This is a genomic window from Streptomyces sp. NBC_00328 (genome assembly GCF_036139655.1).
In the GTDB taxonomy this organism is placed as follows: domain Bacteria; phylum Actinomycetota; class Actinomycetes; order Streptomycetales; family Streptomycetaceae; genus Streptomyces.
In genome coordinates, this window is sequence record NZ_CP108013.1 from 4,152,006 (window position 1) to 4,172,719 (window position 20,714).

Below are 20,714 nucleotides of genomic sequence, written 5' to 3' on the forward strand. Positions count from 1 at the left end.
CGGGCGCGGTGGCGGAAGCGTGTTTCCGCCCGGCGGGCGCGCGCCGGCGAAGGCCGCTCATTCGGTGCCGGTCCCCGCTCCGGTGGAGCCTGTGGTACCCGTGCTCTCCGTGGGAGCGGCCGTGCTGCCGGGAGTGGTCGCCGGGGCGGAGGCCGTGGGCTGGCCGTCCGCGGAGGAGGTCGGTTCGGGGTCGGGGTCCGGGTTCTTGGTGGTGACACCCGGATTCGGCTTCTTGGTCGGCGACGTGCTGGGCTCGGGGTCGCCGGAGGCGCCGGTGGCGGTGGCCTCGGCGGAGGCGCCGGCCGTGGCGGTCGAGCCGGGTGAGGGCGTCGTTCCGTCGGTGGCCTTGGCCACCGCTCCGGGCGCGGTGGCGGCGCCCGTGCCGGAGGGTTTCACCGACTGCGCGGGCAGCGGTGAGGTCTCGACCTGGCCGGCGGGGGTGTCCTCCTCCTGGCCCGGAACCGGGAGCCAGGGTGCGTTCGAGTTGCCCGACAGGAGCGTGGCGACGATCACGACGGCGTAGACCGCGCAGGCCGCGGCGACGAGCATGCCGAGGCGGCGGAAGCGGCGGCTGCGGCGGCCGGACTCGTCGACGAAGACGGGGCCGTCGGAGACGTCGGCGGTCGCCGGGGCGTCCTTGCCCGGCACGTCGTCCGCCCTGCTCGCGCTGTCGAGCTGGATGGTGATCTCGTGCCGGTCGTGGCCGTCCGACGGTTCGCCGGAGTTCTCCCAGGAAGCGGGCAGAGGGCGGCCGGGGTCCGGCGCCGCTCCGGGGAGCAGCTCGGTCGCCGGACCGTCGTCGAAGACCGGTCCGTCGTTGAAGAGGGGTGGTATCGGGGCCGTACGGGTGAGGGACGACGTTGCCGCCGTCACCGTGCCCGCGGAGGCGGGCCACGCCCCTGGTTTCCGCCCGGACGCCGAGGCGGGCTCGGGACGCCGGCCGGAGAGCACGTCCGTATCCGTCACGCGACCGACGAGCAGTTCGGTCTCCGGCTCCGGGGTTCGCTCGGGACGTCCGCCGGCTGCTCGCTCGGCGCGTCCCCCACGCTCAGGACTGATGCCAACTCCCATATCCGGCCACGAAACCGTTCTGCCGGCCTTCGGCCGGGAGATCGGTTTCCCGGCGTCTTTCCCAGGTGACGGATCGACTCCGCGTCCGTCCCGCCGACCGCTTTCCGGATCAGCCGGTTGGGCGTCTTTCCGCCAGTTCTCTACGCGCACGTGCTTCCCCCCACGGGACTGTTCACGGGTGCGCGACGACTCCGGGCAAATAGTCTCTATGCCGTCAGGACCGGGCCCCCACCCGGTCTGAGCGCCCCCCAATATCACACCGCGCCCGGAAGAAAAATGTAGCGGCGGCGGGACTCGTGCGCTGACGCCTCATCCGCGTTTCATGAAAATGAGGGCGTCGGTGGCTGGAATCCACCCTCTCCGGGGACTCAGGAGCCACTTTTCGTCGCTTGCGAGTTCGATAGCAGCTCGTATTAGCGCATCAATTCCCGGATGAACGAGTCCCTTGCGCCACACCAGTGACACTGGTGAGAGGGGAACGGGGTCGATGAGGGGTCTCGACACCGAACCGGGCATGGCCGGAAACTCCACCACGGCCAGGACCGGAGTCCGCCACTTCGCCATGATCCGCCGGAATTCCTCGGGTCCCACCGCCACCGGTGCAGGTGACGCCAGTCGGATACCCCGTCCCTCGAACAGGTGACGTGCCAGATCGGTCCACTCCAGCGTCCGGGGGTTGCCCGCCCCCGCGTACACCGTCTCGCCCGCGAGCGCGGCCAGCGGCACCGCGTCCAGGGCAGCGAGGTGATGGTCCTCGGGCAGGACGACGGCCATCGGCTCGTAGCGCACGAGCCGCTGCTCCAGCCGGGCCCGCACGGCCGGGTCGAGTCCCGCGAACCGGCCGAACGACACGTCCAGACGTCCGGCGAGCAGGTCCGCCGCCGCACCGGTGAGCCCGGTCTCGTAACGCGCCATCAGCTCGCTGCCGGGGGCGAGTTCACGGGCCCGGTCGAGGATGCGGCTGGAGACCAGGCCGGGGGTGTTGACGTCGACGAGCAGCGGTCGCTCCTCGCCGCCGGGCCGCGCGAAGGCGTCCAGCAGCGCGTCGTGCGCCTCCAGCACGCGGCGCGCGTACGGCAGCAGCCGCTCGGCGTCCAGCGTCGGCGTCACCTGCCGGGTCGTCCGCACGAACAGCTCCGCCCCGAGCTCCCGCTCCAGCCGGCGGATGTCACGGCTCAGGGACTGCTGGGCGACGTACAGGCGGGCGGCGGCGCGGGTGAAGTGCAGTTCCTCGGCGACGGCGAGGAAGGCGCGCAGCAGACGGGGGTCCAGATGACCGGGAAAGGGCCGGTGATCGGGAAGGGGGCGTTGACCAGGCATCACGTGAACCTACAACGCACGTGCGTCAATCGCGACGGAGCAGGTGTTGGACCGCCGGCGCCGCGCCGGGCGACGGTTCACCCATGTCACCGCTCACCCCGTACCGCCGTCTCTTCGCGCTGCCCGGCACCCGCGCCTTCACCCTCGGCAACCTCGTCGCCCGGCTGCCCATGGGCATGTTCAGCGTGAGCGCGGTCATCATGATCGCCGGGGCGCGTGGTTCGTACGCGCTCGCCGGTGCCGTCACGGCGACGGGTCTCGCCACGACGGCCTTGGTCGCCCCCTGGACCGCGCGGCTCGTCGACCGCCACGGACAGGCCCGGGTGGCCGTGCCCGCCACGGCCTTCGCGCTGCTCGGCGCGACGGGGCTGGTGGCGTGCGTGCGCTTCGGCGCGCCCGGCTGGACCCTGTTCGCCGCGTACGCCGCCACCGCCACGACCCCCAACACGGGCGGGATGTCCCGCGCGCGCTGGGCCCATCTCCTCGAAGGGGACGCGGCGGCGCTGCACACCGCGAACTCCTTCGAGCAGGCCGTGGACGAGCTGTGTTTCATGCTGGGCCCGGTGCTCGCGGCCTTCCTGTGCGGGACGGTCGCCCCGGAGGCGGGCATGCTCGTGGGGTCCGCGCTGCTGATGACGGGTGTTCTGCTCTTCACGGCACAGCGTTCGACGCAGCCGCCGCCCCGGCCGGTCACGGCGTCCGGCTCGCCCGTGCTCGCGCCCGGAATGCCCCCGCTGCTGCTCTCCTTCCTCGCCACCGGAGCGGTGTTCGGCGCGATGGAGGTGGCCACGATCGCGTTCGCGGACGAGCGGGGGCACCGGTCGGCCGCGGGCGTGGTGCTCGCCCTCCAGGCGGCGGGGTCGTGTGTGGCGGGCCTGGTCTTCGGCGCGCTGCGGCGGGGCGCTCCGTCGCCCGGACGTGCGACTCCCGCCGACCGCGCGGCGGGTTCTGCCGGGTACGTCGAACCGTTCGACGCCGAGACGCTCGCCGCGCGGCGGTACGCGGCGTGTGTCGGCGCGATGGCGGTCCTGCTGACGCTTCCGCTCCTCGCCGTCCGGCTCACCGGCTCGCTCCCGGTTCTCGCGGGTGCGCTGCTCGTGGCCGGCATGGCGACCGCTCCGACCATGGTCACCGGCATGACCCTGGTCCAGCGGCGCACACCCGAGGGCCGGCTGAACGAGGGCATGACACTCGCGGTGACCGGCCTGCTGGGCGGGATAGCCGGCGGTTCCGCTGCGGGCGGATGGATGGTGGAGCGCTGGTCGCCGGCCGCGGCGTACACGGTCCCGGTCCTGGCGGCGACGACCGCGCTGGTGATCGCCGTGCTGGCCGCGAGAACGGGTACGGCACGGCGCCGGGAGCTGCGCCTCGAACTCGACCCGGCGAACACCGCCTGAGCTCCGGGCCGGGACCCGGCACCGCCGCTGTCCGGCCCGTCGAACCGCTGACCCGATTCCGGTTCAGCCCATTGACGTGTTCACGGCTGCCACCTACCTTCCCCCGTCGAAGCGCTTCGACGTCATGCATCGAAACGGTTCGACGACGGCGCATGACGGCCCGATACCCATCCGACTCCTCTGGAGGCAGTGGATGCTGACGAAACGACGGCGTGGGGCGGCGGCGGTGGCGGTGGCCCTGGCGGGCGCCCTGCTGGCGACGTCCTGCGGCGGCTCGGACAGCGGTTCCCCGGACGGCAAGACACTGAAGCTGTGGCACTACGAGGGTCCGGACAGTGCGATGGGGGTGGCCTGGAAGGAGGCCATCAAGGAATTCGAAGCGCAACACCCGGGCGTGCAGGTGAAGTTCGAGGAGAAGGGCTTCGAGCAGATCCAGAAGACCGCGCCCATGGTCCTCAACTCGAACGACGCCCCCGACCTCATGGAGTACAACAAGGGCAACGCGACCGCCGGACTCCTGTCCAAGCAGGGGCTGCTGACCGACCTGACGGCCGAGGCCGGCCGGCGCGGCTGGGACAAGAAGCTCAGCGCCGGTGTGAGGACCACGAGCCAGTACGACACGAACGGCGTCATGGGCTCGGGCAAGTGGTACGGCGTGCCCAACTACGCCGAGTACACGATGGTCTTCTACAACAAGGACCTCTTCGAGAAGTACGGGATCGCGGAGCCGGCCACGTACGGCGAACTGGTCTCCGCGATGGACGCGTTCGTGGCGAAGGGCGTCACCCCCCTCGCCAACGCGGGCGCCGAGTACATGGCCCAGCAGTACCTCTACCAGCTCGCCCTCTCCAGGGCCGACCGCTCCTGGGTCGACACCTACGAGCTGTACAAGGGCAGGACCGACTTCCACGACACGGCCTGGAGCTACGCGGCGGACACCTTCGCCGACTGGGTGAAGAAGGGGTACATCTCCAAGAAGTCCAGCGGCACGAAGGCCGAGGACGCGGGCGTGTCCTGGATCCAGGGCAAGTCGCCGATCCTCTTCTCCGGAAGCTGGTGGTACGGCCGCTTCGAGTCGGAGGCCGCATTCGACTGGGACTCCGGCCTGTTCCCGGGCTCGAACCTCACCCTGGGCTCCGGCGGCAACCTGTGGGTGGTCCCCAAGGGCGCCGACAACAAGGAACTGGCCTACGACTTCATCGACATCACCATGTCGAAGAAGATCCAGAACCTGCTGGGCAACAAGGGCGGTGTCCCGGTGGCCGCGGACACCTCCGCGATCACCGACGCCAGGACCAAGACCCTGATAGCCGACTACAACACCCTCTCGGGGCGTGACGGGCTCGCCTTCTATCCGGACTGGCCGGTGGCGGGCTTCTACGACACCCTCGTCTCCGAGACGCAGAAGCTGATCACCGGCAGCGAGGAGCCCGACGCCTACCTGGACAACCTCCAGAAGGCGTACGACAAGGGCGCACCCCGGCGATGACGGTGACCGCCGAACGCGGCGGGCGGGTGACCGGCCGGCCGGCCGAGGCCGGTCACCCGCGCCGTCCGCGCGCCTCGTACGCACTGTTCCTGCTGCCCGGAGCGGTGGCCTTCACGGCCGTCGTCGTCGTGCCGTTCCTGATGAACACCGGGCTCGGCTTCACCGACTGGCAGGGCGTCGGGACTCCTTCGTGGACCGGGCTCGCCAACTACCGTGCCCTGGTGGACGACAGCGAGTTCTGGGCGTCGTTCCGGCACAGCCTGTTCATGGTGCTGGCGATGGCCCTCCTCCCGACGGCGATCGGACTCGTCCTGGCCGCGGCTCTGTTCGACTACATCGGCAAGCACTTCGGCAGCAGGATCGTGGCGGTGCTGCGGGCCTGTTACTACCTCCCCCAGGTCCTGCCGATCGCCGTCGCCGGGATCGTGTGGAGCTGGATCCTCGCCCCCGACAACGGCTCGCTCAACGCGCTGCTCAAGGCCGTCGGTCTCGGCTCCTGGCAGCAGGACTGGCTCGGCGACCCCGACTTCGCGCTGTACAGCGTGATGGGGGTGATGGTCTGGGTGCAGCTCGGCTTTCCTCTCGTGGTCTTCATGGCGGGACTGCAACGCGTCGACCCGGAACTGCACGAGGCCGCGGAACTGGACGGCGCGGGCTGGTGGCGGCGGTTCCGGCACATCACGCTGCCGCAGATCCGCCCGGAGATCTCGGTCGTCCTGCTGTGGTGCACGATCGCCGCGCTGAAGGTGTTCGGGGCGGTCTACGTCCTGACGAAGGGCGGTCCGGGAGGAGCCACCGACGTGCCGTCGTACTTCTCCTTCACGACCTTCTTCGAGAAGACCCAGGTCGGCTACGGCGCGGCCGTCTCCACCGTCCTGACCGTGATCACCCTGGCCTTGGCACTGATCGGGCTGAGGTTCCAGACCCGCGCCGAGGACGCCGAGGAAGGGGTCCGCGCATGACCGCCCTCCGCCGCTACCCGGTGCTCGTGGCGCTCGTCATCGGCGCCCTGTTCATGGTGCTGCCCTTCGCCGTGGTCGCCCTCAACGCGGTCAAGTCGCCCGCCGAGTACTCCGCGCACGGCCCCCTCGGCCTTCCGCGCGGCCTCTACCTCGACGGTCTCAGGGACTTCTGGCAGCGCGTCGACTTCGGGCAAAAGCTCCTCAACTCGGTCCTGATCTCCGGGTCGGTGGCGGTCCTGGCCGCCGTCCTGTCGGTCCTCAACGCGTACGCCATCGGCATCGGCCGGATCAGGGGCCGCACCTGGGTGCTCGCCTTCTTCGTCCTCGCCAACACACTGCCGCAGGAGGCGCTGGTCTACCCGCTCTACTACCTGAGCAAGCAGGCCGGCCTCTACGACACCAGGCTCAGCGTGATCATCGTGTTCGCGGTGATCCAGACGGCCTTCGGCACCTATCTCCTCTCCGCCGTCCTCGGGCGGTTCCCCCGCGAGATCATCGAGGCCGCGCGCATCGACGGGGCGAACCGGTGGCAGGTGCTGTGGCGCATCGTCGTCCCGGTCAGCCGTCCCACGATCGGTGTGCTGCTCGTCTTCTTCTTCGTCTGGACGTGGAACGAGTTCCTGCTGCCGCTGGTCATGCTGATCTCCAACGACAACCAGACCGTGTCGGTGGCCCTCGGCGTCCTCCAGGGCCAGCGTCTGATGGACGCCACGATGACGAACGCGGCGGCCCTGCTGGGCGTGCTGCCCGCCATCGTCTTCTTCCTCGTCTTCCAGCGGACCCTCACCCGCGGCATCGCCGTCGGCGCAGTGAAGTAAGGGGTAGGACATTGAAGTTCACGGACGGCTACTGGCTGCTGCGCGAGGGCGTCACCGCGGCCCACCCGGTCGAGGTCCTCGATGTGACCTCGGGCCCGGGCGGCCTGGAGATCCACGCGCCGACGCAGCCCATACGGCACCGCGGTGACCTGCTGAAGGGACCGGTCGTGACGATCAGCGCCCACGCGCCGAGGCCCGACGTCATCGGCGTCACGTTCACCCACTTCCAGGGCGAGGAGCCCCGGGGCCCCCGGTTCGAGCTGCACGGAACCGGGTTCACGCCGCACACGGAGTACGACGACAGCCACGCGACCCTGACCTCGGGCGCCCTGTCCGTCCGGATCGCCCGCACCACCCCCTGGCACATCGACTTCCTCGCGCACGGCCGCGTCCTCACCAGCAGCGGCCCCAAGGGCATGGGCATCATGCGGGACACGACCGGCGCCCACTATCTGCGCGAGCAGCTGGACCTCGGTGTCGGCACCCAGGTCTACGGCCTCGGCGAGCGGTTCGGGCCGCTCGTCAAGAACGGCCAGGTCGTGGACATGTGGAACGCGGACGGCGGCACCGCCACCGAACAGGCCTACAAGAACGTGCCGTTCTATCTGACGGACGCGGGTTACGGCGTCTTCGTCGACCATCCGGGCCGGGTCTCCTTCGAGGTCGGCTCGGAGGCGGTCTCGCGGGTCCAGTTCAGCGCCGAGGCCCAGCAGTTGACGTACTACGTCATCCACGGCCCGACCCCGAAGGACATCCTGCGCACGTACACGGCGCTCACCGGGCGACCGGCCCTGCCGCCCGCGTGGTCCTTCGGCCTGTGGCTGTCGACGTCGTTCACCACCTCCTACGACGAGGACACCGTCACCTCCTTCATCGACGGCATGCGGGAGCGCGAACTGCCGCTGTCCGTCTTCCACTTCGACTGTTTCTGGATGCGCGAGTTCAACTGGTGCGACTTCCGGTGGGACCCGCGGGTGTTCCCCGACCCGGAGGGGATGCTGACGCGGCTGAAGGACAAGGGGCTGCGGATCTGCGTCTGGATCAACCCCTACATCGCGCAGCGCTCACCGCTGTTCGCGGAGGGGCGGGCTCTCGGGCATCTGCTGCGGCGGCCCGACGGCAGCGTGTGGCAGTGGGATCTGTGGCAGCCGGGCATGGCGCTGGTCGACTTCACCAGCCCGGCGGCCCGGGACTGGTACGCCGCGAAGCTGGAGGCGCTGCTGGAGCAGGGCGTCGACTGCTTCAAGACGGACTTCGGCGAGCGGGTACCGGTGGACGTGGCCTACGCCGACGGCGCCGACCCGGAGCGGATGCACAACTACTACACGTACCTCTACAACCAGACCGTGTTCGAGGTGCTCCGCAAACACCGGGGGGAGCAGGAGGCCGTCGTCTTCGCCCGTTCCGCGACCGCGGGGAGCCAGCGGTTCCCGGTGCACTGGGGCGGCGACTGCGAGGCGACGTACGCCTCGATGGCCGAGTCGCTGCGCGGCGGGCTCAGTCTCGGCCTGTCGGGGTTCGGGTTCTGGAGCCACGACATCGGCGGCTTCGAGGGGACACCGACGCCCGCCCTGTTCAAGCGGTGGATCGCCTTCGGTCTGCTGTCCTCGCACAGCCGGCTGCACGGCTCGTCCTCGTACCGCGTGCCCTGGCTGTTCGACGAGGAGGCCGTGGACGTCCTGCGGCTGTTCACCCGGCTCAAGCTCCGCCTCATGCCGTATCTGTACGAGGCCGCCCGCACCGCCCACGCGGAAGGGGTGCCGATGATGCGCGCGATGGTCCTGGAGTTCCCGGACGATCCGGGGTGCGCGCATCTGGAACGGCAGTACATGCTGGGCCCGGACCTGCTGGTCGCGCCCGTCTTCAGCGACGAGGGGGACGTCTCGTACTACGTTCCCGAGGGCACGTGGACCGCCTACCTCGGCGGGCCGCCGGTGACCGGACCGCGCTGGGTGCGCGAGCGGCACGGGTTCACAAGCGTGCCGCTGCTGGTGCGGCCGGGCGCGGTGATCCCGGTCGGCGCGGTGGACGACCGCCCCGAGTACGACCACGCCGACGGGGTCACCCTGCGCGCGTACGGCCTGAAGCGGGGGGCGCGGGTGACGGTGCCGGTCGGCCCGGTCACCTTCACCGTCGTGCGCGAGGGGAACACCCTGCGCGCGTCCTGCAGCGACCCGTCCGCGCCCTGGGGGCTGGCCGCGGACGGACGCGAGGTCCGGGCCCGCGCCGGGACGGGCTTCCTCTCCGTCGAGCTGGAGTCCGAGTGATGGTCAAGATCACCGATGTGGCGCGGCACGCCGGGGTGTCCCCGAGCACCGTCTCCTACGCCCTCAGCGGCAAGCGGCCGATCTCCGAGGCGACCCGGCAGCGCGTCGAGGAGAGCATCCGCCGGCTGGGCTACCGCCCGCACGCGGGGGCCAGGGCGCTGGCCAGCAGCCGGTCGAACGTCCTGGCGCTGGTCGTGCCGCTGCGGACGGGCATCCATGTGCCGGTGGTGATGCAGTTCGCGGTGTCGGTGGTGACGGCGGCCCGGCTGCACGACCACGACGTCCTGCTGCTCACCCAGGAGGAGGGCGAGGAGGGACTGCGCCGGGTCGCGGACACCGCGCTGGTGGACGCGCTGGTCGTGATGGACGTCCAGCTCCACGATCCCCGGCTGCCGTCGTTGCGCGCGCTGGACCGGCCGTCGGTGCTCATCGGCTTCCCGGCCACCCCCGACGGGCTCACCTGCATCGACCTGGACTTCAAGGCGGCCGGTGAGCTGTGCGTGGAGCGGCTCGCGGGGCTCGGACACCGGGTCGTCGCGCTGGTCGGCTCGCCACCGGAGGTGTACGTGCGGGGCACGGCGTTCGCGCAGCGGGTGGTGCAGGGGTTCACGGCCGCCGCCGACCGGAACGGCCTGGCCTCGTCCGTCCACCCCTGTGAGGCCTCGCCCGCCGCCGCGCGCCGGGTGGCCGAGCAACTCCTCCGCGAGCAGCCCGCGTTGACCGGTGTCGTCGTGCACAACGAGCCGGTCCTGGAACCGTTGATCGAGGCCTTCGAACAGCTCGGTCTGCGGGTTCCGGCCGATCTGTCCGTCACCGCGATCTGTCCGGACGAGCTCGCCGGGAGTCTGCGCGTCCCGGTCACCTCGATCGCCCTGCCGTCCGCCGAAGTGGGCGCGCGGGCGGTCGAGTTGCTGATGCGGAAACTGGCGGGCACGCCGGTCGCGGAGGCGACCCTGCTGACTCCCCGGCTGACGGAACGCGCGAGCACGGCACCGCGCACGCTGACTTCCTGACAACACGACGAAGGCCCCGCTGCCGGAGCAGCGGGGCCTTCGTCGTGATATTCAGTTAAAACATGGGATGAGTGGAGATGGCGGGAATCGAACCCGCGTCCAACGGTGCAAAATCAGGGCTTCTCCGTGTGCAGTTCGCTGCGATTTTCTCAGCCCCGGCAATCACGCGAACAAGTCGCCGACGGGCTCAGTCACTGTTTGATTTCCCACCGAACCCCGTGACCGGGCTCAGTGGTTTAGTCCCCTAGATTATGCCAGGATCCGGGCCGGGAACACTCCCGGGCTGACACCCTTTAGGGTCCCTCACTCACTGCTTATTAGGCAGCGAGGGCGAAGGACTGGGAATCGCTCTTAGAATTGGCGATTATTTTTTGCGACATATGGTTTACGAGATCATTGCCGCTTCCTCGACACGCTTCCCCTGCTTCAACAGCCGCTGTCGAAACCGATCATCCCCATGTTGATTTTTCAAAGCTCGGCCCCTCCGAGGAGGAACCCCGCACCCGCTGTGAGGTGCGTTGCCATCCTACGTGACCAACACACGACGGTGCCAGCCTATTCCGCGGGGGCCCGCCCGCCGCGCCGCCCGGCCTTCCCGGGCGTCGCTCACCGGGCCGCCCGGCGCCCTACTCGCCGCGCTGCTTCCGCTTGGCCGACGCGATCGCGCGGTCCGACTCGCGCCGGTCCTGCTTCTCGCGCAGGGTCTGCCGCTTGTCGTACTCCTTCTTGCCCCGGGCGAGCGCGATCTCCGCCTTCGCCCGGCCGTCCTTGAAGTACAGGGCGAGCGGGACGATCGTGTGACCCGTCTCCTGGGTCTTCGCCTCCAGCTTGTCGATCTCCTCGCGGTGCAGGAGGAGCTTGCGCTTGCGGCGCACGGTGTGGTTGGTCCAGGTGCCCTGGCTGTACTCCGGGATGTGGGCGTTGTGCAGCCACGCCTCGTTCCCGTCGATCTGGACGAAGCCGTCGGTCAGCGAGGCGCGGCCCTGGCGCAGCGACTTGACCTCGGTGCCGGTCAGGACGAGCCCGGCCTCGTAGGTGTCGACGATCGCGTAGTCGTGCCGCGCCTTCTTGTTCTGCGCGACGATCTTGCGCTTGCCGTCCTTGACCTTGCCGGAGGCCTGGCCGCCCTGCTTGGGCTGGGACTCCTTCGGTACGTACATTCCCTTGCTCATAGTGCTGGCCATTTTCGCACTACAGGGGGGCTCGGGGGAAAGCCGATTACCGGGTCCGCGGTCCGCGGGTCAGGGAAGGTCCCCGAGACCGCTCAGCACGGTCTCGGCCCGCTCCAGCGGCTCCCTGTCCGCTTCCAGGTCGGGGGTGATGCCCCGGCCGTCGACGGAGCGGCCCGCGGGGGTGCGGTAGTGGCCGACGGTCAGCTCGGCGACGGAGCCGTCGGGCAGCCGGCTCGGCATCTGCACCGAGCCCTTGCCGAAGGTCCTGGAACCCACGACGACCGCGCGCCCACGGTCCTGGAGGGCCCCGGTGAGCAGCTCGGCCGCGCTCATCGTGCCGCCGTCCACGAGCGTGACCAGGGGTCTGGCGGTGTCGCCGCCGGCGTCCGCGTGCAGGGCGCGCTGGGCGCCGTTCACGTCGTACGTGGCGACGAGGCCGCCGTCGAGGAAGGCCGAGGCGGTGGTGACGGCCTCGGCGACCAGGCCGCCGGAGTTGCCGCGCAGGTCGAGGACGATCCCGGCCCGGGCCGGCGCCCTGCCGACGGCGGTCCGTACGGCGTCGCCCACGCCCTTGGTGAAGGCGTCGACCTTGATCAGGGTGACCCGGCCGGGAAGGCTGCTGACGGTCACGGAGTCCGTGGAGAGCCTGGCGCGGCGCAGGGTCCGGCTCCACGACTGCGCGCCGCGCTCCAGACCGAGGGAGACCTTCGTGCCGGCGGTCGCCGCGTCGGCGTCGCCGCGCAGTAACGAGACCACCTCGGTGACCGGCCGGCCGTCCACCCTCGCGCCGTCGACGGTGCGCAGCAGGTCGCCCTTGCGGATGCCCGCGGCGGCGGCGGGTGAGCCGGCGCTGACGCGGGTGACCTCGATCCGTCCGTCGCTCTCGCGGCGGGCCCACAGGCCGACGCCGGTGTACTGGCCGTCCAGGGCCTCCTCGAACTCCTCGTACTCGCCCTGGGAGTAGACGGCGCCCCAGCGGTCCCCGCTGCGGCTGACGGCCCGTTCGGCGGCCTCCATGGGGGATTTGCCGTCGGCCATCGCCTCGGCGGCGGCCTGGGTGACCTCGTCGTGACGGCGAGCCGAGGCCGAACCGGCCGTCGGGTCAGTGGTCTTCCGGGCGGGGTCGGAGAACGATCCGGTGGCCGCGCCGGCGACGAGGACACTCGCGAACACCAATGTCAGGGCCGCCCCGCGGCGGATGCGGCGGGGCTCACAGAACAGGTCACGGCCTGACATGCCGGTGAGTCTAGGACAACGCGAAGGGCCGCACCGCCGGTTGACGGTACGGCCCTCTTGGGATGCGTCACACCTTCAGGTACTTGCGCAATGCGAAGAATGCGGCCAGCGCGGGCATCAGCAGGCTCGTCGCGAGGATGAGCGGGAGCTTGGTCAACACGGCGTCCCAGCCGATGAAGTTGATCAGGTTGAGCTTCTCGGACAGCGCCAGACCGTGGTCGATGATGAAGTACCGGGCGATCAGCAGGAATCCGCAGGCGACACCGCCGCCGATGAGTCCGGCGACCGCGGCCTCCGCGATGAACGGCGCCTGGATGTAGAAGCCGGAGGCGCCGACGAGCCGCATGATGCCGGTCTCGCGCCGCCGGCTGAACGCCGAGACGCGCACCGTGTTGACGATCAGCATCAGGGCGACGACGAGCATCATCGCCATCACCGCGCGCGCGGCCCAGTTCATGCCGTTGAGCAGCCCGAACAGGTTGTCCAGGATGCCCTTCTGGTCCTGGACGGACTGCACGCCGTCCCGGCCGTCGAAGGCGGTCGCGATGACCTGGTACTTCTCCGGGTCCTTCAGCTTGATCCGGTACGACTCCTGCATCTGGTCCGGCGTGAGGGAGCTGGCCAGCGGGGAGTCGCCGAACTGCTCCTTGTAGTGCTTGTACGCCTGGTCCGAGGACTCGTAGGTGACCTTCTGGACGACCGTGGACATCTTGCCCAGGTCGGCGACGATCTGCTTCTTCTGGTCACTGGTCACCGCGCCCCTGGCGCAGTGCGGGTCGGACTCGGCGTCGCTCTTGTTGCAGAGGAAGATCGAGACGTTGACCTTGTCGTACCAGTAGCCCTTCATGGTGTTCACCTGGTCGCTCATCAGGAGCGAGCCGCCGAACAGGGCGAGCGAGAGGGCGACCGAGACGACGACCGCGAAGGTCATGGTCAGGTTGCGGCGGAGACCGACACCGATCTCCGACAGAACGAACTGCGCGCGCATGGCGTCTTCCTCAGACCTTTCCGTGGACGATGATCAGTGCTGGTAGCCGTAGACGCCGCGCGCCTGGTCGCGGACGAGACGGCCCTGCTCCAGCTCGATGACGCGCTTGCGCATCTGGTCCACGATGTTCTGGTCGTGCGTCGCCATCAGGACCGTGGTGCCCGTCCGGTTGATCCGGTCGAGCAGTTTCATGATGCCCACGGAGGTCTGCGGGTCCAGGTTTCCGGTCGGCTCGTCCGCGATGAGGAGCTTGGGCCGGTTCACGAAGGCTCTCGCGATGGCCACACGCTGCTGCTCACCACCGGACAGCTCGCCGGGCATCCGGTCCTCCTTGCCGCCCAGGCCGACGAGGTCGAGCACCTGGGGCACGGACTTGCGGATCTCGCCGCGGGACTTGCCGATGACCTCCTGGGCGAAGGCCACGTTCTCGGCGACCGTCTTGTTGGGCAGGAGGCGGAAGTCCTGGAACACGGTCCCCAGCTGGCGGCGCATCTGCGGCACCTTCCAGTTGGAGAGGCGCGCGAGGTCCTTGCCCAGGACGTGCACCTGGCCTTGGCTGGTTTGCTCCTCGCGGAGGATCAGCCGCAGGAAGGTGGACTTTCCGGAGCCGGAGGAGCCCACGAGGAACACGAATTCTCCGCGCTCGATCTCCAGGGAGACATCCCTGAGAGCGGGGCGGGTCTGCTTGGGGTAGACCTTGGAGACATTGTCGAATCGGATCACAGGTGCACCACGGGTCGCCGGGGGTAGGTGTGCGTGACCATACGCGAACCGGGTGGACGAGCGCAGTCGGCGTACGGGGTTGGGCACGGCTTGCACGATTTGTCACGGATCCGAGGCGCGATTCGCACCCGGCCGGACGGGCTGAGAGTACTCCGGACGGGGCAGGACAAGGGCAGGACAAGGGGGGCCGCGCCGAATTCCGCGGAACCTGGCACAGTGGTAGGGGAACGGTTGCGTTCGCCGCAGCGTTAAGGGAGCGATGTGTACGCGAGATCGCTGCGTACGCGGAGACGTGGCAAGGAGGGCCGGCGCATGACGTACGACCGACTGGTATGCGCTAACTGCGCGGCACCCGTCAGCGAGGGCCGCTGCCGCGTCTGCCGCGCGAACCGGGAGCGGCTCCAGCAGGAGAGCCCCTTCGCGGGACTCAACCCCATGGCACTGATCGCCCTGCTCGCGGTGCTGATCGCGGCACTGGCGCTGGTGGCCCACCAGACGGTGTGAGAGCCACCGGGACGGTCCGGCACGGCCGCCGGTCACACCTGACACGGGAAGGGCCCGGAGCGAGCTGCTCCGGGTCCTTCGTCGCACGGGCGCGTGTCAGGCGGCGGCACCGTCGCGGCCGCCGGCGAGACGCGGCATCAGACGGAAGCCGATACCACCGGCGATCATCGTGGCGGCACCGATGAGCAGGAACGTGATCTGACCGGCCCCCGTCTCGGCCAGCGCTCCGTCCTTGCCCTGGGCCTGGGTGTCCGAACCGGTGTCGGTGAGGGCGGAGGAGCCCTCCTCCTGAGCGCTGGATCCACCGTTGGGGTCGGCGTCGTTGCCGCCGCCACCGGTGCCGCCCGTGCCGTTCTCCGCCGGGGCGGAGCTGCTGCCGGTGCCGGGTTCCTCGGTCGGGTCCGGGTCCTCGGTCGGCTCGGTCGCGGTCGGGGCCGGCTCGGTGGGCTCGGTCTCCGTGGGCGCCGGCTCGGTGGGCGCCGGCTCGGTCGGCGCCGGATCCGTCGGGGCCGGGTCCGTCGGCGCCGGGTCCGTCGGGGCCGGGTCCGTCGGGATGCCGGTCGGGTCCGGGGCCGGGTCGGCGGTGGTCGCCGTGAGACCGACATTGAGGTCGAGCGCCGAGGCGGCACCAGCCGCCGTCAGTGAGGCACCGGCGGCGATCACCGCGCTGGCGGCTATCCGCGCCACGCGGATCCGCGTCTTCTTGGTCATGTTCCTGCTACCCCCAGTAGCTGATCGTCAATGGAGCAGCGTCCGGAGCCACGGCGTCACAGGAGATTGCGTTCGACCCCCCGGTTCACATGCGCCCCGGTGATACGCATGCCACCCGTCACCCTTCCCAGTTTTCAAAGCAGCGTCAAGGTCGTTGCGTACGCAATGTCCGGAACACCATCGTTTGCCTGGCCTGAGGACATGTGACTGTGACGGAAAACCCAGAAAGCCCCCACAACGAAGGCAACTGCCGTCCGATGGACGGCAGTTGCCTTGTCGACAAAGAGATTTCAGCGGGGGCGGGGAACTCCCGCCCGCACGCTTCTGTCGTGTGCTTACTTCTCCTGCTGCTTGCGCCAGCGAATCCCGGCCTCCAGGAAGCCGTCGATCTCGCCGCCGAACACGGCCTCGGGGTTGCCGACTTCGAACTCCGTGCGCAGGTCCTTGACCATCTGGTACGGGTGCAGGACGTACGAACGCATCTGGTTTCCCCAGGAGTTGCCGCCGTCGCCCTTGAGGGCGTCCATCGCGGCCTGCTCCTCCTGCCGGCGCCGCTCAAGGAGCTTGGCCTGCAGAACGTTCATGGCCGAGGCCTTGTTCTGGATCTGCGACCGCTCGTTCTGGCACGAGACGACGATGCCGGTGGCGAGGTGGGTCAGGCGCACCGCGGAGTCGGTGGTGTTGACGCCCTGGCCGCCGGGGCCGGACGAGCGGTACACGTCGATCCGGAGCTCGGACTCGTCGATCTCGATGTGGTCGGTCTGCTCGACGACCGGCAGGATCTCGACACCGGCGAAGGAGGTCTGGCGGCGCCCCTGGTTGTCGAACGGCGAGATGCGCACCAGGCGGTGCGTGCCCTGCTCCACGGAGAGCGTGCCGTACGCGTACGGCACGTGGACGGCGAAGGTGGTGGACTTGATGCCCGCCTCTTCCGCGTACGAGGTCTCGTAGAGCTCCGTCTTGTAGCCGTGGCGCTCGGCCCAGCGCAGGTACATGCGCTGGAGCTTCTCGGCGAAGTCGGAGGCGTCGACGCCGCCGGCCTCGGCACGGATGGTGACGACGGCCTCACGGGAGTCGTACTCGCCGGACAGGAGGGTACGCACCTCCATCTCGTCCAGCGCCTTCTTGACGGCGACGAGTTCGGTGTCGGCCTCGGCGCGGGTGTCCGGGTCGTCCTCCTCCTCGGCCATCTCGAAGAGCACGCTCAGATCGTCGATACGCCCGCGGAGCGCCTCGGCCTTCCTGACCTCCGCCTGGAGGTGGCTCAGCTTGCTGGTGATCTTCTGCGCCTCGTCCGGGTCGTCCCACAGGGACGGCGCGGCCGCCTGCTCCTCGAGCACGGCGACATCTGCCCTCAGCTTGTCGAGGTCCAGGACGGCCTCGATCGACTCCATGGTCGAGGAGAGGGACTTGAGCTCTTCGGATACATCGACGACTGCCACGCCTCCAGCGTAACGGTTGCGGCAACCGGGCCCGCCCCTCGTCCCCGGGGGAGCCCCGGCCAGGGACCGGAAGCCCCGAAAACGTGTCTCGCCCCCTCCGCCCCTGCCCGTCCCGAACCTGGGGGCTGCCGCCCCCAGACCCCCGCTTCGGCCTGACGGCCTCGTCCTCAATCGCCGGACGGGCCGAGAATCAGCCCCTCCGGCGCTTGAGGAGCGGGGTCTGGGGCGGGGCCCCAGGTACGGGACGGGTAGGGGCGGAGGGGGCGAGAAGGGCCTTTCCCGGCGCACCGGCCGGGTTCACGGGGAGGCCGGGTTCACGGGGAGGCCGGGGCCGAGTTCTTGGTGTCCTGGGGGGCCGCGTCGTCGTCGCCGGAGGTGGCGAGCCAGGTACCGACACCCACCGCGGCCACGAGGACGACCGCCGCCGCCCCCAGGGTGATCCGCCGCCGCCGGGCGGAGGCACGGTGCCGGGCGGAACCGGGACGGCGCGCGCCCGCGGCCCGGGGCGCGCGAGCCGTCCCCCGGGCCCCGCCGGCCAGCTCGTCGGGTGCCGGTACCCGCATCGAGGTGTGGGTGTCCCGGTTCGAGTCGGGCGCGGCCCCCGGCACGAGGGGCACGGCCCCGCGCCGCTCCCGCGCCGCGGCGGGCGCCGACGGCTCGGCGCTCTCCTCGTGCTCCTCGTCCCCGTCCGCGGAGTCCGCGTCCGGGGAGTCCACGTCCAGCGGCGGCATCCCGGCCAGCAGCGGGAGCTGCTCCCGCAGCCGCGCGCCCAGTTCGGAGGCCCGCAGCCGGGACGCGGGCGCCTTGGCCAGACACTGCACGAGCAGCTGCCAGAGCTCGTCCGGGATGCCCGGCAGCGGGACCACCGTCTCGGTGACATGGCGGCGCAGGACCGCGCCGGGGTGCCCGCCCCCGAAGGGCGTGAAGCCGGCGAGCAGCTCGTAGAGCACGGTCGCCAGGGCGTAGATGTCGACGGCGGCGCGCGGGGGCAGGCCCTCGACGATCTCGGGCGCGAGGTAGTCCGGCGTACCGATGATCTTCGTGACCCGGGTCCGGCGCGGCGAGTCGATGAGCTTGGCCACTCCGAAGTCGGTCAGGAGGGCCGGATGGGAGCCGCCGGGACCGAGCGGGCCCTGCATGTCGAGCAGGACGTTCTCGGGCTTCACGTCGCGATGGACGACCCCGGCGGCGTGCGCGGCCGCGAGTCCGTCCGCCACGTCGGCGACGATCGCGACCGCGGCCTCCGGGGCGAGCCTGCGCTCCCGGTCGAGCCGGGTGCGCAGGTCGGTGCCCCGGACGAGGTCCATGACGAGGGCGAGGTCGTTGCCGTCCACCACCAGGTCGCGCACCGCCACCACGTGGGGGTGGTCGAGGCCGAGCAGCGCGGTGCGCTCCTGCACGAAGCGCCCCACCAGCTCCTGGTCTGACGCGAGGTCCTCGCGCAGCAGCTTGATGGCGACGGGCCCCTCGGGTCCCTCGCCCAGCCACACCGTGCCGGCGCTCCCCCGCCCCAGGATCTGGTGCGCGGTGTACCTGCTGCCGATCTTGCGTGCCAAGACTGCTCCTACAGACGCGTGTTGCCGCTTAAAGTACGCGCCCGCGGAGCCAACCTTCACGCCCGAGACCGAAATCACCCGTCAGATGTCGACAAGTCCCCAGAGTCGGCTGCCCGAGGGGGTCCGGATCAGTTGCCCGAGCCGCCCGTGGGGTCCTTCGAGCCGAGATCCCCGATCCAGCTGCTGACTTGGTCGTACCAGTGGGTGAGCTGGCCCCAGAAGCTCCTGGTCGAGCCGATCCAGTCCTGGAGGGGGCTGAACTCCCAGATCAGCCAGCCGGCCACGAAGAAGATGACGATCGTGAACAGGCACCCCTTGAGGCAGCCGAGTCCCGGGATCTTCATGGGGTTGGAGCTGCGCTGACGGGGCTCGCGCGGCTGACGCGGCGCGGGCTGCTGGGGCCGCTGCGGCTCGGGCGCGTACCGCTGCGGCTGGGGCTGCTGCTGGGGCGCGGGGGCGTAGCGCTGCGGCTGCTGGTGCTGCGGCGCGTACTGCTGCGGCTGCTGGCCCTGCTGCGGATAGCCGTATCCGGGCGGCGGCTGCTGGCCCTGCTGCGGACGCTGCCGCTGGGGCTGCTGGGGCTGCTGCGGTCGGGCGACCTGGCGCTGCGGGCGGTGGCGCAGCGGGTCCTCGTTCGGGTCGAGGTACTGGACCTGCGTCTGTTCGTTGCGGTCGCGGGCCGCGCGCATCTGGTTCTGCCAGGGGTGCGGGTCCTCGCCCTGGCCGGACTGTCCGCCCGGCTGGTTCTGGGGCACGGGCGGCAGCACGGCGGTCGGGTCGGCCGCGCCGGCGGTGTGCGGCAGCACGCTGGTGGCGCCGTACGGGTCGTAGGAGCCCGCTCCCTGCGGCAGCACCTGTGTGGCGTCGGCCGCGCCGGGGATGTCCGGGACGTGAGCCGGGGCCGGGTCAGGGGCGAGCAGGGCGCCCACGCCCTCGGCGGCTGCGATCTGCGCCGGTGAGGCGTGCACCCCGATGCCCGAGGCGACGGCACGCAGTCCGCGCGCGAGGTTCTCGGCGCTGGGCCGTTCGTCCGGGTTCTTGCGCAGGCAGCGCTCTATGACGGTCCACAGCGGGTCCGGGACGGTCGAGGGGCGGCGCGGTTCGGCGCTCAGGTGCTGGTGCAGCACTTCGAGGGCGGACCCGCCGGCGAACGGCGGGCGCCCGGTGACCAGCTCGTACATCAGGATGCCGGCGCCGTAGATGTCGACGGCGGACGTCTGGGGGCGTCCCTCGGCGGACTCCGGGGCGACATACGCGGGCGTGCCGACGAATTCGTGGGTCCGGGTGAGGCCGGGGGAATCGGCGAGCCGCGCGATGCCGAAGTCGGTCAGCATCGGGTGCATCTGGCCGGCGTCCTGCTTGAGCAGGACGTTCGCGGGCTTCAGGTCGCGGTGCACGACGCCGTCGGCGTGGCTGGCGGCGAGCGCGTCGGCGATCTGGGCGGTGAGCAGCGAGGCCGCGACGGGCGAGAACGGCCCGTTCTCGCGCAGGTAGCGGTGCAGGTCGGGGCCGTCGACCAGGTCCATGACGAGGGCGAGGAGATCGCCTTCGACGACGAGGTCGCGCACCCGCACGATGTTCGGATGGGTCAGGCGCAGCAGCACCGACCGCTCGCGGAGGAACCGCATCACGATGTCGGCGTCGCTCGCGAGCTCTTCCTTCAGGACCTTGATCGCCACGGTCTCGCCGGGCTGCCCGGCGACGGCCGCCTCGGCGCCCGCGGTCTCCCGCTGGCGGGCTCGCCAGACCGTGCCTGTGGCGCCGCGCCCCAGCGGCTCCTCAAGGAGGTACTTGCTCCCTACCGGCCGCACGTCATGCGCTCCCTGTTGCTTGCTTGCCTGGTCCGTCCACCGTGATCACCGTGGTACAGGAGATTCCGACCCACTCTAGTGCCGCCCTGCCTGGCGAAGGGCTGTCCCGCCCGTGTGCTTTCCCATAGGTCCCGTGCGCACCTGTGGTTCGCATAAGCGCTTACGTAGGCGCTCCCGTCCACGTTCGACGGAAAGCCGACCGAAAGTCGCTCGCGTGTGTTCGACGGAAAGACG

Annotated in this window: 17 protein-coding genes and 1 other RNA gene; 7 read left to right on the forward strand and 11 right to left on the reverse strand. The window is 70.5% G+C overall.

Translation table 11 applies throughout. From position 1 onward, the window contains the following. Nucleotides 1-57 precede the first annotated feature (57 nt). On the reverse strand, nucleotides 58-966 hold the full coding sequence (locus OG485_RS18170) for a hypothetical protein (RefSeq protein ID WP_328669394.1): 909 nt from the start codon (nucleotides 964-966) through the stop codon (nucleotides 58-60). A gap of 414 nt (nucleotides 967-1,380) precedes the next feature. Further along, nucleotides 1,381-2,391, reverse strand: coding sequence for a LysR family transcriptional regulator (locus OG485_RS18175; RefSeq protein WP_328669395.1), 1,011 nt, complete (start codon nucleotides 2,389-2,391; stop codon nucleotides 1,381-1,383). A gap of 83 nt (nucleotides 2,392-2,474) precedes the next feature. Here OG485_RS18175 and OG485_RS18180 point away from each other — a divergent pair, with 83 nt between their 5' ends. The 6 genes from OG485_RS18180 (at nucleotide 2,475) to OG485_RS18205 (ending at nucleotide 10,337) form a co-directional block, all read left to right on the forward strand. Beyond that, nucleotides 2,475-3,788, forward strand: coding sequence for an MFS transporter (locus OG485_RS18180; RefSeq protein ID WP_328669396.1), 1,314 nt, complete (start codon nucleotides 2,475-2,477; stop codon nucleotides 3,786-3,788). Nucleotides 3,789-3,981: 193 nt separating this feature from the next. Beyond that, a complete protein-coding gene (locus tag OG485_RS18185; protein WP_328669397.1) occupies nucleotides 3,982-5,277 on the forward strand; it encodes an extracellular solute-binding protein in 1,296 nt (431 codons plus the stop codon). After that, the gene (locus OG485_RS18190) at nucleotides 5,274-6,239 is read left to right on the forward strand and encodes a carbohydrate ABC transporter permease (RefSeq protein ID WP_328669398.1); all 966 of its coding nucleotides are present in this window, start codon (nucleotides 5,274-5,276) and stop codon (nucleotides 6,237-6,239) included. The genes OG485_RS18185 and OG485_RS18190 overlap by 4 nt, the downstream gene beginning before the upstream one ends. Continuing rightward, complete coding sequence (locus OG485_RS18195) at nucleotides 6,236-7,057, forward strand: carbohydrate ABC transporter permease (RefSeq protein WP_328669399.1); 822 nt, start codon at nucleotides 6,236-6,238, stop codon at nucleotides 7,055-7,057. Before OG485_RS18190 ends, OG485_RS18195 begins: the two co-directional genes overlap by 4 nt. Before the next feature lie 11 nt (nucleotides 7,058-7,068). Beyond that, nucleotides 7,069-9,324: an alpha-xylosidase gene (gene yicI / locus OG485_RS18200; RefSeq protein WP_328669400.1), complete on the forward strand. Its 2,256-nt coding sequence runs from the start codon at nucleotides 7,069-7,071 to the stop codon at nucleotides 9,322-9,324. Next, nucleotides 9,324-10,337, forward strand: a complete 1,014-nt coding sequence (locus OG485_RS18205) for a LacI family DNA-binding transcriptional regulator (RefSeq protein WP_328669401.1) — start codon at nucleotides 9,324-9,326, stop codon at nucleotides 10,335-10,337. The genes yicI and OG485_RS18205 overlap by 1 nt, the downstream gene beginning before the upstream one ends. Nucleotides 10,338-10,406: 69 nt before the next feature. Here the strand turns inward: OG485_RS18205 and ssrA are convergent. From ssrA to ftsE, 5 genes are all read right to left on the reverse strand, one after another. Next, nucleotides 10,407-10,794: a transfer-messenger RNA gene (ssrA, locus tag OG485_RS18210) on the reverse strand. Between the two features lie 169 nt (nucleotides 10,795-10,963). Next, nucleotides 10,964-11,509, reverse strand: coding sequence for an SsrA-binding protein SmpB (smpB, locus tag OG485_RS18215; protein ID WP_328669402.1), 546 nt, complete (start codon nucleotides 11,507-11,509; stop codon nucleotides 10,964-10,966). Between the two features lie 69 nt (nucleotides 11,510-11,578). Beyond that, the gene (locus OG485_RS18220; protein WP_328669403.1) at nucleotides 11,579-12,745 is read right to left on the reverse strand and encodes a S41 family peptidase; all 1,167 of its coding nucleotides are present in this window, start codon (nucleotides 12,743-12,745) and stop codon (nucleotides 11,579-11,581) included. A gap of 67 nt (nucleotides 12,746-12,812) precedes the next feature. Further along, nucleotides 12,813-13,733: a permease-like cell division protein FtsX gene (ftsX, locus tag OG485_RS18225; RefSeq protein WP_326787442.1), complete on the reverse strand. Its 921-nt coding sequence runs from the start codon at nucleotides 13,731-13,733 to the stop codon at nucleotides 12,813-12,815. 33 nt (nucleotides 13,734-13,766) lie between these two features. Next, nucleotides 13,767-14,456: a cell division ATP-binding protein FtsE gene (ftsE, locus tag OG485_RS18230; protein WP_328669404.1), complete on the reverse strand. Its 690-nt coding sequence runs from the start codon at nucleotides 14,454-14,456 to the stop codon at nucleotides 13,767-13,769. Nucleotides 14,457-14,768: 312 nt separating this feature from the next. Between ftsE and OG485_RS18235 the strand changes: the two genes are divergently transcribed. Next, nucleotides 14,769-14,960: a hypothetical protein gene (locus OG485_RS18235; RefSeq protein ID WP_326787440.1), complete on the forward strand. Its 192-nt coding sequence runs from the start codon at nucleotides 14,769-14,771 to the stop codon at nucleotides 14,958-14,960. Nucleotides 14,961-15,056: 96 nt separating this feature from the next. Here OG485_RS18235 and OG485_RS18240 read toward each other — a convergent pair whose 3' ends face one another. From OG485_RS18240 to OG485_RS18255, 4 genes are all read right to left on the reverse strand, one after another. After that, nucleotides 15,057-15,671, reverse strand: a complete 615-nt coding sequence (locus tag OG485_RS18240) for a hypothetical protein (RefSeq protein ID WP_328669405.1) — start codon at nucleotides 15,669-15,671, stop codon at nucleotides 15,057-15,059. A gap of 335 nt (nucleotides 15,672-16,006) precedes the next feature. Then, on the reverse strand, nucleotides 16,007-17,113 hold the full coding sequence (gene prfB, locus OG485_RS18245; RefSeq protein ID WP_328451867.1) for a peptide chain release factor 2: 1,107 nt from the start codon (nucleotides 17,111-17,113) through the stop codon (nucleotides 16,007-16,009). Between the two features lie 314 nt (nucleotides 17,114-17,427). Then, on the reverse strand, nucleotides 17,428-18,669 hold the full coding sequence (locus OG485_RS18250; protein WP_328669406.1) for a serine/threonine-protein kinase: 1,242 nt from the start codon (nucleotides 18,667-18,669) through the stop codon (nucleotides 17,428-17,430). Nucleotides 18,670-18,797: 128 nt separating this feature from the next. Next, nucleotides 18,798-20,480, reverse strand: coding sequence for a serine/threonine-protein kinase (locus tag OG485_RS18255; RefSeq protein WP_328669407.1), 1,683 nt, complete (start codon nucleotides 20,478-20,480; stop codon nucleotides 18,798-18,800). Between the last annotated feature and the right edge of the window lie 234 nt (nucleotides 20,481-20,714).

Excerpts from the sequence above, each read along its gene's own strand:
- OG485_RS18175 (WP_328669395.1), bottom strand. The coding sequence starts at position 2,391 with ATGCCTGGTCAACGCCCCCTTCCCGATCACCGGCCCTTTCCCGGTCAT.
- OG485_RS18180 (WP_328669396.1), top strand. The coding sequence starts at position 2,475 with ATGTCACCGCTCACCCCGTACCGCCGTCTCTTCGCGCTGCCCGGCACC.
- OG485_RS18185 (WP_328669397.1), top strand. The coding sequence starts at position 3,982 with ATGCTGACGAAACGACGGCGTGGGGCGGCGGCGGTGGCGGTGGCCCTG.
- OG485_RS18190 (WP_328669398.1), top strand. The coding sequence starts at position 5,274 with ATGACGGTGACCGCCGAACGCGGCGGGCGGGTGACCGGCCGGCCGGCC.
- OG485_RS18195 (WP_328669399.1), top strand. The coding sequence starts at position 6,236 with ATGACCGCCCTCCGCCGCTACCCGGTGCTCGTGGCGCTCGTCATCGGC.
- OG485_RS18205 (WP_328669401.1), top strand. The coding sequence starts at position 9,324 with ATGGTCAAGATCACCGATGTGGCGCGGCACGCCGGGGTGTCCCCGAGC.
- smpB (WP_328669402.1), bottom strand. The coding sequence starts at position 11,509 with ATGAGCAAGGGAATGTACGTACCGAAGGAGTCCCAGCCCAAGCAGGGC.
- OG485_RS18220 (WP_328669403.1), bottom strand. The coding sequence starts at position 12,745 with ATGTCAGGCCGTGACCTGTTCTGTGAGCCCCGCCGCATCCGCCGCGGG.
- ftsX (WP_326787442.1), bottom strand. The coding sequence starts at position 13,733 with ATGCGCGCGCAGTTCGTTCTGTCGGAGATCGGTGTCGGTCTCCGCCGC.
- OG485_RS18235 (WP_326787440.1), top strand. The coding sequence starts at position 14,769 with ATGACGTACGACCGACTGGTATGCGCTAACTGCGCGGCACCCGTCAGC.
- OG485_RS18240 (WP_328669405.1), bottom strand. The coding sequence starts at position 15,671 with ATGACCAAGAAGACGCGGATCCGCGTGGCGCGGATAGCCGCCAGCGCG.